This window comes from Robiginitalea myxolifaciens, assembly GCF_900115205.1.
GTDB lineage: Bacteria > Bacteroidota > Bacteroidia > Flavobacteriales > Flavobacteriaceae > Robiginitalea > Robiginitalea myxolifaciens.
The window spans coordinates 1,513,231-1,526,252 of record NZ_FOYQ01000001.1 but is presented as its reverse complement, the minus strand read 5'-3'; the positions used below and the strand labels follow the sequence as shown (position 1 = coordinate 1,526,252).

10 protein-coding genes are annotated in these 13,022 nt (G+C 50.2%); 2 read left to right on the top strand and 8 right to left on the bottom strand.

What is annotated here, in order from left to right:
• The first annotated feature begins 6 nt into the window (after window positions 1-6).
• Window positions 7-1,473, top strand: a complete 1,467-nt coding sequence (locus BM318_RS06695; RefSeq protein ID WP_092981687.1) for an ArnT family glycosyltransferase — start codon at window positions 7-9, stop codon at window positions 1,471-1,473.
• Between the two features lie 24 nt (window positions 1,474-1,497).
• Here the strand turns inward: BM318_RS06695 and bioD are convergent, their stop codons facing one another.
• The 3 genes from bioD to BM318_RS06680 are packed head-to-tail and all read right to left on the bottom strand — an operon-like array spanning window position 1,498 to window position 3,696.
• A complete protein-coding gene (bioD, locus tag BM318_RS06690; protein ID WP_092981685.1) occupies window positions 1,498-2,124 on the bottom strand; it encodes a dethiobiotin synthase in 627 nt (208 codons plus the stop codon).
• Window positions 2,121-2,513: a putative signal transducing protein gene (locus tag BM318_RS06685; RefSeq protein WP_092981683.1), complete on the bottom strand. Its 393-nt coding sequence runs from the start codon at window positions 2,511-2,513 to the stop codon at window positions 2,121-2,123. The genes bioD and BM318_RS06685 overlap by 4 nt, the downstream gene beginning before the upstream one ends.
• Entirely contained in the window at window positions 2,500-3,696 is a 1,197-nt protein-coding gene (locus BM318_RS06680; protein WP_092981681.1) for an aminotransferase class I/II-fold pyridoxal phosphate-dependent enzyme, read from the bottom strand. The genes BM318_RS06685 and BM318_RS06680 overlap by 14 nt, the downstream gene beginning before the upstream one ends.
• Before the next feature lie 28 nt (window positions 3,697-3,724).
• Between BM318_RS06680 and BM318_RS06675 the strand changes: the two genes are divergently transcribed.
• Complete coding sequence (locus BM318_RS06675; RefSeq protein ID WP_092981680.1) at window positions 3,725-4,258, top strand: GNAT family N-acetyltransferase; 534 nt, start codon at window positions 3,725-3,727, stop codon at window positions 4,256-4,258.
• 55 nt (window positions 4,259-4,313) lie between these two features.
• Here the strand turns inward: BM318_RS06675 and BM318_RS06670 are convergent, their stop codons facing one another.
• From BM318_RS06670 to BM318_RS06650, 5 genes are all read right to left on the bottom strand, one after another.
• Entirely contained in the window at window positions 4,314-4,592 is a 279-nt protein-coding gene (locus tag BM318_RS06670) for a F0F1 ATP synthase subunit delta/epsilon (protein WP_092981678.1), read from the bottom strand.
• Between the two features lie 18 nt (window positions 4,593-4,610).
• Window positions 4,611-6,119, bottom strand: a complete 1,509-nt coding sequence (gene atpD, locus BM318_RS06665; RefSeq protein ID WP_092981676.1) for a F0F1 ATP synthase subunit beta — start codon at window positions 6,117-6,119, stop codon at window positions 4,611-4,613.
• A gap of 183 nt (window positions 6,120-6,302) precedes the next feature.
• Window positions 6,303-9,089: a TonB-dependent receptor gene (locus BM318_RS06660; RefSeq protein ID WP_092982106.1), complete on the bottom strand. Its 2,787-nt coding sequence runs from the start codon at window positions 9,087-9,089 to the stop codon at window positions 6,303-6,305.
• A 153-nt stretch (window positions 9,090-9,242) separates the two neighbouring features.
• On the bottom strand, window positions 9,243-11,090 hold the full coding sequence (gene glmS, locus BM318_RS06655; RefSeq protein ID WP_092981674.1) for a glutamine--fructose-6-phosphate transaminase (isomerizing): 1,848 nt from the start codon (window positions 11,088-11,090) through the stop codon (window positions 9,243-9,245).
• Between the two features lie 104 nt (window positions 11,091-11,194).
• Window positions 11,195-13,021, bottom strand: coding sequence for a DUF4270 domain-containing protein (locus BM318_RS06650; protein ID WP_092981672.1), 1,827 nt, complete (start codon window positions 13,019-13,021; stop codon window positions 11,195-11,197).
• Between the last annotated feature and the right edge of the window lies 1 nt (window position 13,022).

Genomic DNA, 13,022 nt, shown 5'->3' with positions numbered 1-13,022 from the left:
AAGAACATGAACCGCGACCTGAAATTAGTCCCGAATCGGCGTTGGGTATTCCCCCTCTTGTTCCTGGCCGCCTTCCTGATTCGATTTCCTTTCTTTTTCCGGGATTACGTAGACCGGGATGAAAGCACTTTCATCCTCGTCGGGCAAGCCTGGGTAGATGGCTTCCTCCCGTATACAGAACTCTGGGATGTGAAGCCCCCATTGACCTTCCTTTTCTTTGCAGGTATCATTTACCTGTTTGGGAAGAGTTTTATCGCCATTCGCCTGGCGGGCACCCTGGTGGTAGCCGTAACCGCCTGGTTTACTTACGACCTGACCCGCAGGGAAACCAACCGGGGCTGGGGCTTTACGGCGGGAATGGGCTGTGTAATGCTCTTTAGTTTATTCGGAAGCATACAGGGGGTTATGTCGGAACATTTACTCATGGCCGCATATATGGGTGGATTATGGTTCCTGATAACCCAGGAGAATACCCTGGGGAGGCTGCTGGCCGGGATACTCTTTGGAATCGCCCTGATGATCAAAATAAATGCCGCCCTGCCGCTGCTGCTGGCCGGAGGATGGTGGGCCATTCAGCAATTCAGGGGGTATACCATTTCCCGTGCCATAGGGCATCTACTCACCGCGGGAATCCCCGGTATTTTGGTGATTGCAATGACCCTGTTCCCCTACTGGCAGGCCGGAAAAACCCAATTGTGGTGGGATTCGGTGATTCAGGCTCCCTTGGCATATACCGAGGGATCGGCTTCCTCCCCCCTGGGCGTATGGGGGCTTACCCTGGCGGTAATGGCGCTCTTACTCTGGGGCTTGAAGTCGACCCGAATTCGGTTTGGCCATACCCCGACGGCCCTATTCCTGTTGACCGTTGTCGGCGTACTTTGGTCTTTTATTCAAAGTGGTCGTGCCAATACCCACTACCTCATCCAGCTCTACCCCGCTTTGCTGATATTGCTGGCTGCCTTCCCGGGACGCAAATTCAACGACGGAATCCGAAATTACCGGTGGGCCCTGGTCCTGCTTATAGCGCTGATTCCTGTGGAAAGTTATTTGGAGTACGCCAACATCATCAAAAACAAACAGGAAAAAGGCACCTATTTCAATGGGGAGGGGTTTACAGTCCCGGCATACATCCAGGCCGAAGGTTTGGAGAGTGAAAAGATCCTGTTCCTCCGATACCACATCGGGTATTGGGTCCTGGATGAGCGTCCCCCGGTCAAAACCGCTACCCATCCCAGTAACCTCTGCAAGGATGAAATGTTTCCCTATTACAATCCTGAAAGAAGCACTTCAGAACAGGAGTTGAAGTATCTGATGGAAACGATCCAGCCACCCCTGGTCATTACCCGGAAAGGCCGGAAAGCTTTTGATCGGGACCGGGAATCCGAAAATGCCTATATGGATCGGATCTTTGAGCAGTACTATCGCTTGCGGGATACGGTAGACCAGGCTGCGATCTGGGAACGTACCAAATAAAATGGCGAAATTGGATCCCGCTGCCTAGCTTTCCACCCAATGTAACAGTTCTGGGCGGAGTTGATTCGCCAACATACGAATACTTGCTGCGTTCACCGCTTCCAAAAGCGGTAAGCGTCCAAGCATACGCACCCCTGTCCTGGAGAGGATTATGGATTCGGTGCTCGGATGCGGCTCCCCCACAAATAAAACCGCTGGCTCCCACCCTCCACTAAGCAAAAATTCCAGGGTGAGCAAGCTGTGATTGATACTCCCCAGGTAGTGCCTGGAGACTACGAGTACCTTGTCGTCGGGATCAATGAGGTCGGCTATGGTGTCGGATTCATTCAAGGGGACCAATAAACCCCCGGCTCCTTCGATAACCAGGTGGTTGGACGTTTCGGGCCGGGTTATTTTGGACATCGCAATGCTTACCTGATCCAGTGCAGCCGCAGCGTGCGGACTCATCGGATGGTTCAGGGCATAGGCATTCGGATGGATGGTACTTTTTTGGTTGGAGAGGTAACGACGAATTTTGTGGCTGTCGGAATCGTCAAGGTCTCCTGCCTGGACCGGCTTCCAGTAATCGGCTTCCAGGGCCTCGGTCAGCACAGCAGAGGCAACGGTCTTCCCGACCTCCGTAGAAATTCCGGTAACAAAAATATGACTCATTTCCCGGGTCGGGTTATTATGCCACAACTGAGGCATTTGTATTTAGCGGGTTCCAGAAAGGGAAAGAGGCGATAGCCCCAGTGGTCCTTGTTGTGGTATCGCTCGCTTTTGGCTTCCCCGCAATTGGGGCACACAATGGGCTTGCCGTTGTTATCGGTAGCGTAGGCCCGAACCGTTTCGTAAATCTCCCTGGCCTTTTGGGCATAGACTTCGGGTACGGTTACTTTAACTCCTCCCGTAGCCGTAGCGATATACGGTTCGGCCTGCAGGATATTGGCGTCTTTGAGGATTACCGGGATTCCTTCAGATTCCAATTTAAGTTTGAGCAACTCGGCATCCGTGACCCAATCGAAGACGGCAATAATTTCATGCGCTTTAATTCCTGACATACGTATCGGATAGTGAATACAAGGTAGTTAAAACCCCTTGGATTTCCTCAGGGGAATTAAAACTATGGACACAAAACCTCAGGCATTCTTCGCCTTCGGGAACGGTAGGTGAAAGTATGGGTCGAACGTCGTAACCGGCGGCTGCCAATTGCTTCGATAGTGCTTTGGTTGGGGTATTCCCTCCCACCCGAAAATTAAAGACTGCTCCCTGGCCGCCACCGAATTGATCCTGTAATCCCAGGGCTCCGGCCTCATGGTGGAAGCGATCGATTGCCGTTCGCAACTGCCGGACCCGCTCCTGACCAGTGTCCGAAGCTAAAAGCTCATATGCTTCCCTAATGGCAATCAGCGATGCTGGGGGAAGTGCGGTGGTATAAATTAAAGGACGACAAAAATTTATCAGATACTGCCTTAAGGACTCGCTTCCGAGAATAGCCGCCCCGTGACTGCCCAGGGCCTTCCCAAAAGTAACCACGCGGGCAAAGCAAGCTTCCTCCCGCTCCATAGCTGCCGCCAACCCCTTCCCCTGTGGACCTAAGACCCCTATGGCATGCGCTTCGTCCAGGATGAGCCTACAGTCTTCCTCCTGGCAAAAATTGAAGAAACGCCCCAGGTCGGGCACCGTTCCGGACATGGAAAATAGGGATTCCGTTATGAGGTAGACTTCTGACTCTGGTGGTCTACCCTCTGGAAACAGTTGTTTGTAGCGCTCTTTGAGGTGTTCCGGATCATTGTGCCGGAAACTGTAACTTTTAGCAGGGCTGAGACGAATCCCATCCCTAAGGCTGGCATGGATTTGTGCGTCGTATAAAATAAAATCCGTTCGTTGGGGAACGCTTGCCAACAAACCCAGATTCGCGGAATACCCTGAATTGAAAACCAGGGCTGCATCCGCATTGTGAAAGGAGGCTATTGCAGCTTCAGTTCTGGGGTATTCCCCATGATTTCCGCGGATCAGTCGGGAGGAAGTACTGCCTCGGGTAATGCGCGCATTGTTGCTGTCCCCGGGGATGTTATGCGGCGACTCTGGAAAATCCAGGGCAAAACCCAGATAATCATTGGAGGAAAAATCGATCCCCCGGGAATCGGGCTGCAATTCACGGAGCATGTCGTCCTGCTGCCGCTGGCTGAGCTTTGCGCGTAATTTTTCGGGGAATCCGGCCATAAAGCAAATGTAGGGCATCGGCCTGATTTAGCTAATTTTATCTCTCATGATCTATCGCCCGGCCAAAACCAATGAGGAGTTATGTCAGATTCTGGACTTGCAAGCCAGGAATCTGCGCTCCGTTCTGGATCCGGATACCGTGGCTCGGGAAGGATTTGTAACCCTGCAACACTCCCTTGAATTATTAAAAAGAATGCAGGTAATGGCCCCTCAGTTCATTGCCTGGGATGGAAAACAAGTTCAGGGTTATGCACTTTGCCTGCATCCTGAAATTCAAGAGGCGGTCCCGGACCTGGCACCCATGTTCGGCAGTATCGAATCCCACCTGGAACCGGAAACTGACTATCGCGTCATGGGTCAGGTCTGTATTGCCAGAGAATTCCGAAATCAAGGCCATTTTCGCAAATTATACCGTGCGCTGAGTTCCGCGTGCAGCCCTTTGCCGCTGATCACGGAAGTAGCCGCAGACAATCCCAGATCCCTGGGGGCCCACTTTGCTGTTGGTTTCACTGAGCTTACCCAACACCAGGAAGGCAGTACGCTTTGGCACGTGATCATGCTCCAGGCAGCCACCAAATAAAAAACCCCTGGAAGCCCAGGGGTTTTTCTGTATCGTATAGGATCTTAAGCTTTACCTAATCGGCGAGGACAATAACCTTATTGTTCTTCAATTCTACGGTTCCACTTTTGATCTCCAGAATGGTTTTCCCATTAGCCCCCTGGGTGAAACGGTCAGCAAAATCCTCATGGATAGGAGCATTGCCTGCCATCCGGACCTCCCCTGCCTGCAAGAGCGAAACAATGGGGGCGTGGTCTTCCAGCATCTGGAACTCTCCGTTAATACCCGGGACAGTTACCGAACTTACTTCCCCCGCAAAAAGGGTGGCTTCTGGTGAAACAATTTCTAGGTACATCTTTTAAATTTTAAGCGATTACGCTTCGGCCAACATTTTCTCTCCGGCTTCGATAGCCTCCTCAATCGTACCTTTCAGGTTAAAGGCAGATTCCGGCAGGTGATCCAACTCACCGTTCATGATCATGTTGAAGCCTTTGATCGTATCCTTGATATCTACAAATACTCCAGGGATCCCGGTAAACTGCTCGGCCACGTGGAAAGGCTGAGAAAGGAAACGCTGAACACGACGCGCCCGGCCTACTGCCAACTTATCGTCTTCAGATAATTCTTCCATCCCCAGGATGGCAATAATGTCCTGAAGCTCTTTATAGCGTTGCAGCAGCTCTTTTACGCGTTGCGCACAATCGTAGTGCTCTTTCCCAAGGATGTCCTCTGTAAGGATACGGGAGGTGGAATCCAGGGGATCCACAGCGGGGTAAATCCCCAGCTCCGCAATCTTACGGGACAATACGGTTGTGGCATCGAGGTGGGCGAAAGTCGTTGCAGGCGCCGGGTCAGTCAAGTCATCCGCAGGTACGTAAACGGCCTGTACAGAAGTAATCGATCCGCGCTTGGTAGACGTAATACGCTCCTGCATGGCCCCCATCTCGGTAGCCAGCGTAGGCTGATATCCCACAGCCGATGGCATACGTCCCAGAAGGGCGGATACCTCAGAACCGGCCTGAGTAAAACGGAAGATGTTGTCTACGAAGAAGAGTACGTCTTTACCCTGACCTTCTCCAGCTCCATCGCGGAAATACTCGGCAATAGTCAGTCCGGAAAGGGCTACCCGGGCACGTGCTCCGGGAGGCTCATTCATCTGTCCGAAAACGAAGGTAGCTTTCGATTCCTTCATCGCCTTCTTGTCTACCTTGCTCAAATCCCATCCTCCTTCTTCCATAGAGTGGAGGAAATCGTCACCGTACTTGATAATGCCGGATTCCAGCATCTCACGAAGCAGGTCGTTTCCTTCCCGCGTACGCTCTCCAACTCCTGCAAATACGGAAAGACCTCCGTGTCCTTTTGCAATGTTGTTAATCAACTCCTGGATCAGTACAGTTTTCCCAACACCTGCACCCCCGAAGAGTCCAATTTTTCCTCCCTTGGCGTAAGGCTCAATCAGGTCGATAACCTTGATACCGGTAAAGAGGACCTCAGTAGAAGTAGAAAGGTCTTCGAATTTTGGAGCTTCACGGTGAATCGGCAACCCATCTTTTCCGCTCTTGGGTAAATTCCCCAGTCCGTCAATGGCATCTCCGATTACGTTAAACAGGCGTCCGTATACGGCATCACCTACAGGCATCTGGATTGCAGATCCGGTAGCTACTACTTCTACACCACGACCAAGGCCGTCTGTAGAGTCCATGGAGATGGATCGAACAGAGTTCTCTCCAATATGGGATTGTACTTCCAATACCAGGGTTGATCCGTCTTCCCTTGCAATCTCAAGGGAATCATAAATTCTTGGGAGCTCCGATCCTGCGGGAAATTCCACGTCGATAACCGGGCCGATAATTTGGGAAACGCTTCCTGTAAGCTTAGCCATTGCGATGAATTTATTGAGCTAAATAGTTAAAAGGCTCTGTTTTTTCGGGTGCAAAGATAGGCTATTCTATTCAGAAAATGAATCCATTTGAACCCTTTTTCGGCAATAAAAAAAGCGCTGGCTGGCCAGCGCTTTTCAATTGTAAAAAAGTTGCTAAGGATCTTAGAACTGATCCTGATATTCTTAAGGGTTTACGGTCCAGCTTATGTAAAAGATAGAACCAACCGCTCCCGTACCGAAAGCCGAGAAATACTCATCTCCAAGTATGTTAGAGCCTCCGAGCTTAAATACGGAATCGCGCCATTGAGGAACCCGGTAACTAACCTGTGCGTCCAGAACGCTGTAGGCATCGATAATACCATCGGCAAAGGTGTTTTGCCACAGGTACGTATCGCTCCAGCGATAATTAACCTGGAAGCCAAAGTTCTTGAAGAGCTCGCGATGTCCAAAGGAAGCTTTAACCTTGTGGTTTGGCATGTTGAACTGAGTGCGGAAATCCGGGTTGGCTGCCTGGTCGAATTCCTGCTCGATATAGGAATAGTTTACACCCAGGTCGAAGCCTCCCAAGACTTTCATGTCTACTCCGGCTACTACCCCCCATGATTCTACATCTGCTGGGGAGTTGGTATACGTTTGATAGGTTTCCAAATCCTGATTCTGCAATGCAGCAAGAGCCAGCTGATCTGGTCCGTTAGCATCCCCGATAGACGCTCCCGGGTCTCCTACGTTTCCATAAAGAGGAACCAAAACAAAAGTATTGGCGATGAAATTCTGGTAGCGGTTATAGTATCCGCTGATATCGATGGCCAGTTTGCCAATCTGCGCCCGGTATCCCGCTTCATATGCGGTGATTTCCTCGGGCTGTACCAAATCCGTTTCTACCGCTTGTGGATTTCCCGCCTGTACAGATGCTGCAGAGAATGCATTCTCATAGGCAGCTCTTCCCACAATGGTTGCGCGGTCTGTTCCTGTCAGGGCTTGCCCCTGGGCACTAATGTCGAATTGGCGAATATCCCGATCCAGGTTATCCGGTGCAGATCCTACCAGAATGGCGCGCCCGGCGTTCAGACCGATAAACAAGTCCTGGGTGGTTGGATTCCGGAATCCTTGCTGTACGGAAACACGCAGGTTGTGGTTGCGTTCTGGTCCCAGTGTGGCTAAGAGGGAAGCTCGAGGAGAAAGGAATCCATCGAAAAACTCGTTCTTATCGTAACGTACAGATCCGGTAAACTTCAGGCGATCGTCCAGAAACTTACGTTGCAGCTGAATATAAGCCCCATACTCATTGTACGTAATCGGGCCGTCAATATCTGTAAAGATGGTACCGCTTGAGTTCAATTCGTATTCTCTGAAAGAACCTCCGATCTGAATATCTGCAAACTCACCGGTAACATGGCTGAGGTTGTAGTTTGCGTTTACGTGACGGAACTTGGTGTTGTCGATAAACTTAGCTCCGGTGGTCAGATCCCCGTCTGAAGTTACGGCTGCAAGGGCATTATCGAATTCCCGTGTTCCCGGGATCAACCTTCCTGTATCGGCAGCCTGACGGGCCGCGGCGTGAGCGGTTGCATCATCTAATTGTACCCCTGTTCCTACTCCAAGACGCGCTCCAATGTAGGTTTGGGCGTAATCGGTGAACCACTGGGTATCGTCTTTCCAGCGTCGGTTAACGTTGATTGCCGCAAATCGAGTATCATAAGAATTACCGGCATTTTCAGAGGTGATATACCCCCGGATAAAGAAGTTTTTGTTTCTAATCTCCAGACGGTGTTGTTGCAGGATAAAGTCGCGAATTGCGTAGCGGTTTGCACCCTGGTAAATGGTATTTCCACGACCAATACGGCCATTGTAAATGATCTCGAAGTCGTCAGCGAAAGGTCGGTAGAAAACGGAGAAATCCGTTTTTACACTTTGAGCGCCATAGTTCATCAACTCGCTTTCAGCATAACCTGTCCGACTAACCGTGGCTGAGCCGATAGTTCCGGAAGGCAAGCCCGCGAGGGCATCGAAATTCAGTAAAGTACTTACCTCATCTCCGTAAATATTCAACCCATCATAAGCCGGGTTGCTTCGGTCGGCACCTGGATTGGCGAGGTCTACAAAGTTGTTGGCATGCCAGTCTTCCCCCTGCAGGAAAGAGAAATTTGCCTTAACCGCCAGTTTATCGCTGAAGGCATGGGCAGCACGGATCCCAACATCATAATATTGATTGTTCCCCGCAGCATCCTGAGCGGTAAATCCTGTTTTAAAATAAGCGCTGATCCCCTGGAAGTCGAACGGGCTTTTACTGTTCATAAATAGAATTCCGTTGAAAGCACCCGCACCATATAGCGCTGAGGAAGCTCCCGGCAGGATCTCCACACTTTGTACTTCCAACTCGGACATCCCCACCAGGTTACCCAGGACAAAGTTCAGACCCGGGGCGGTGTTGTCCATCCCATCGACTAACTGCATAAAACGCGTATTGGCGAAAGAGGCAAATCCACGGGTGTTTACCGATTGGAAGGTTAAACTGTTACTGATGATATCTACTCCCTTGAGGTTTTGCAGTCCATCGTAAAAGGATGGGGCTGAGGTGCTGGCTATTTGCTGTAACCCAAATCGCTCCACCGATACCGGGGATTCAAAGATCCGTTCCGGAGTTCGGGAAGCCGAGATTACCACTTCATCCAGGAAAGTTTGGGCTTCACTTAGGATAATACTTAACTGCTGGTTATTCGCGGTAACTTCTACCTGGGAGGAAGAAAATCCTATACTGGTAATCTGTAAGGTAAAGGGAGGAGTCCGGTCTGTAGTCAGGCTGAAGTTTCCATCAAAATCGGCCGTTGTCCCCTCGGTTGTCCCAACAATTACAATGTTTGCCCCGGGGACGGGCTCTCCGTTTTCATCCGTTACCGTACCGGTTGTTACGGTCTGCGCATAGCCTCCCAAACCGCAGAACAGCAGGGAGAGGAGTAGTAGAGTTCTCATTAGTTTCGTTTCAGTTACTTGGTTACACAGGCAAGATACCAAAATTATGATAGCGGTAATCATAATTTCGCAAAATTATGCGTGCATAATAAAGAGATCGCAAAATATCGAGGCGAATTTTGCGAATCGTACCTATTTCCGGGTGTCCGGGGCCTATTCTACCGTAACAGACTTGGCCAGATTACGGGGCTGATCTACGTTACAACCGCGCATGACCGCAATATGGTAGGACAGTAATTGAAGTGGTATGGTAGTGAGTAGTGGAGAAAGGGCTTCAGAGCTTTCCGGTACTTCGACTACGTGATCGGCGAGATCCCGAACCTGACTATCTCCTTCGGTAACCACGGCGATAATCTTTCCTTTACGGGATTTGATTTCCTGAATATTGCTGACTACCTTCTCGTAATGTCCTTTTTTAGTGGCAATTACGATTACCGGCATCTGCTCGTCGATCAGGGCAATCGGTCCGTGCTTCATCTCAGCAGCAGGATATCCCTCTGCGTGGATGTAACTAATCTCCTTCAGCTTAAGCGCTCCTTCCAGCGCAACCGGGAAATTGTATCCCCGTCCGAGGTAAAGGCAGTTTTCAGCATCCTTGTACACATCGGCGATGATCTCGATAAGTGGATTGGATTCCAATACCCGTTCTACTTTGGCCGGGATTCCCTCCATTTCGGTAAGGATTTCATGGAATTTGGTTTTGCTGAGTGTTCCGGATTCCCGGGCCAGCTTTAAGGCCAACAGGGTCAATAAGGTTATTTGAGTCGTAAAAGCTTTGGTAGAAGCCACCCCGATTTCAGGACCGGCGTGCGTATAGGCTCCGGCATGGGTTTCCCGTGCGATTGAAGAACCTACTACGTTGCAGATTCCAAAGACGAACGCGCCTTTTTCTTTGGCCAGTTTAATGGCCGCTAGCGTATCCGCTGTTTCACCAGACTGGGAAATAGCGATCACAACATCCTTATCGGTGATTACCGGGTTGCGGTAGCGGAATTCGGAAGCGTATTCCACCTCTACGGGGATTCGCGCCAGATCCTCAAAAATATATTCTGCAACTAACCCGGCATGCCAGGAAGTTCCACAGGCTACAATGATTATGCGATTGGCATTCAGGAAACGCTCGAGGTTTTGGTCTACCCCGGCCATCTTAACGATACCCTGTTCTACCCGCAGACGCCCGCGGTAGGTATCCTTTATGGCGTGAGGCTGCTCATAGATTTCCTTGAGCATGAAGTGGTCATAACCACCCTTCTCAATGGCTTCCAGGCTCAATTGCAGTTCCTGGATTGCCGGATAGGCAACCGCATCGTCGGCGATTTTACGCAACTTAATTTCTTTACCTGGTCGTACCACAGCCATTTCCCCATCTTCAAGGTAAACAGCATTGTTGGTAAACTCAATAAATGGCGTGGCGTCCGAGGCGATAAAAAACTCATCCTCGCCAATTCCAATCGCCAGCGGGCTTCCGAGTTTGGCTACCACTATTTCATCGGGCTTGCTTCGGTCAAAAACTGCGATTGCGAATGCGCCAACCACCTGGTTGAGGGCAATCTGCACCGCTTTACCGAGCTTAACCCCTTCTTTTTTCTTTACTTCCTCAATTAGGTTTACCAGAACCTCAGTATCCGTGTCGGAATGAAAACTGTAGCCCCTTTTGGTGAGCTCTGTCTTGATAGACTCGTAATTCTCGATAATCCCATTGTGGATAATCACCAAATCCCCGGAATTGGAGAAATGGGGGTGTGCGTTGCGCTGGTTGGGTTCCCCGTGAGTAGCCCAGCGGGTGTGTCCGATTCCCAAAGTACCGCTGCGGGATATTTCTACCTGGGACTGGTTCTCCAGGTCGGAGACTTTTCCAGGAGTTTTGGAAAGATTAATCTGCTCCCCATCGTAAAGTGCAATTCCTGCACTGTCGTAACCACGGTATTCCAGCCGATGTAAACCTTTAATAATAATGGGATAAGCCTCGCGATGACCTATATAACCAACAATCCCGCACATAAGAATTCAATTTAAAATTTTGGGGTAGGACGAAAGTACATCGCTCCCCCCAATTTGCAATGATTTTCGGTTATAAAACGATTATTTCCTTTAAATGGTATGCTTCAGGGGTCTACTTCCGTGTAGTGGATTTCCAAACGCAGGCGGTTGGGATCATTGGGAGCAGTGTTACTTCCCACAAGCACAGTGCCTAGCGGTGTAATTCCGGCATGGGTGGGCAAGAGTTTTTCCGCAGTTCCGGCACCGTCGGGAACAAGGACTTCATCGGTTCCATTGAGGCGCAAATCAGGGGTGATGGCAACGCCCAGGCGAACGTTGGCCGAATCCCGGATTATGATGTCATTCAGGTGTTCCGTAATATTTACAGAATAGCGCACGCCAACCCCGTTTTCCTCCTGCAAAAACCCATCGTAATTCAAGAAAGTTCCGGACGCAGAGGCCGCAACATTTACTTCGGTCAACAGGTTGTAAAGCGGATCCAGGGTCTCTGTATTATATACGAGTAAACGGGTTGCTTCATCAAGCGGCCCGGCAGCATCGATGAAATCGCGATCTACAGTAAATATGAGATATGCCGCATTGATAATCCAGTCTTCCTGTTTTATCTGATTGATGATATCCCCGCCGCCCATTTGATCAAACAGATCAATTTCGGCATAGGTCCCGGCACCCCCTTTCAGGAAAATCCGGGATGCATTTTCATCGGTATCCAGCGCATTGGCTATTTCCGGGGCATAGGGATCCGAGTTGAGGGTATTGACCGCATTCCCGGTAATAGCGGAATTCCCCCCACCCTGGAGGAATCTCATTTCAACGGAATTCTGGCGAACGGTATCTCCCTCATTTTCTTCATTTTCAACAACATCGTATTCGTAATTTATCTCAATTACGGCTCGGGTAAAATCCAAAAGCACTAACAATTCTTCCCCCGCTTCAGGCGTGAGCGTTATGTGCAGCCCCCGCAGGAAATCACGGAAATTGGCATTACTGAGCAATTCGTTAGATCCCTCTAAATCAATGAAGTTTTGTTGGAAAAACAGGGTGTCGAGATTTACCAGAATTCCCGGGGCACGACGCTCCTCGACCAGGGTGCTTTCATCGGTTTCGGTATCCGGATCGTCTTCCTGCAAGGTTACAATTTCGAATTCCGAGAGGGTCATGACCGTGTCGGCGAGCACTTCGTTGACAAATGTGGGACTGATCTGGAGGTCCGAATAATTCGGTGAGGGCTCCTGGAAGCCGGTATTGGGATCAAAGTCACTCAGGAAGAATGTAGAACGTTCTACCCTCAAGTTAAACTGCGCCTCCCGGTTTCCATAAATACTGTCAACCTCACGGCGAATCGGGAAAATGTTCGATGGTGTAGCATCGTCATCGGCGTCGTTGATCCCATCTCCATCGGTATCGGGGTTCAAGGGGTCCGTTCCCGTTCCGCGTTCTTCAAAATTGGTAAGGCCGTCCCCATCGGTATCGTTGTTGGGGTTATCGTCCTCATCGTCGAGTTCATCAATTACCCCGTCACTGTCCGCATCCGAATTGTTGTTCAGGAAAAAAGGCATGTAGAGGACCACTGAGGTTACTCGCTCATTTTCTTCGATATTCTCCTCTGAAGTTCCTTCATCGGCCTGGGCGATTGTCCCAAAACGTGGATTGCCCACGTTACTAGGCAGGTTCAGTTGTGCCGTAATGCTTCCTTCTGTAGTACCAAAAACCGGGTCGTTCAGGCGTCCCAATTGATATATTGGCAAGCGGTTAGTAGGAAAGGCGGCAATATTTCGGTTGTACGCAAAGACGTCGTATACTTCCATCCCAGTGCCAAAAGGTTCCCCGCCAATAACACCATCTCCCAGGGTCAACAGGTCCTCTTCGCACGACCCTGCTAAAGCAAGCATAAAAACTCCCGCAATCAGGGAGTACATGAGTCGCTTCATG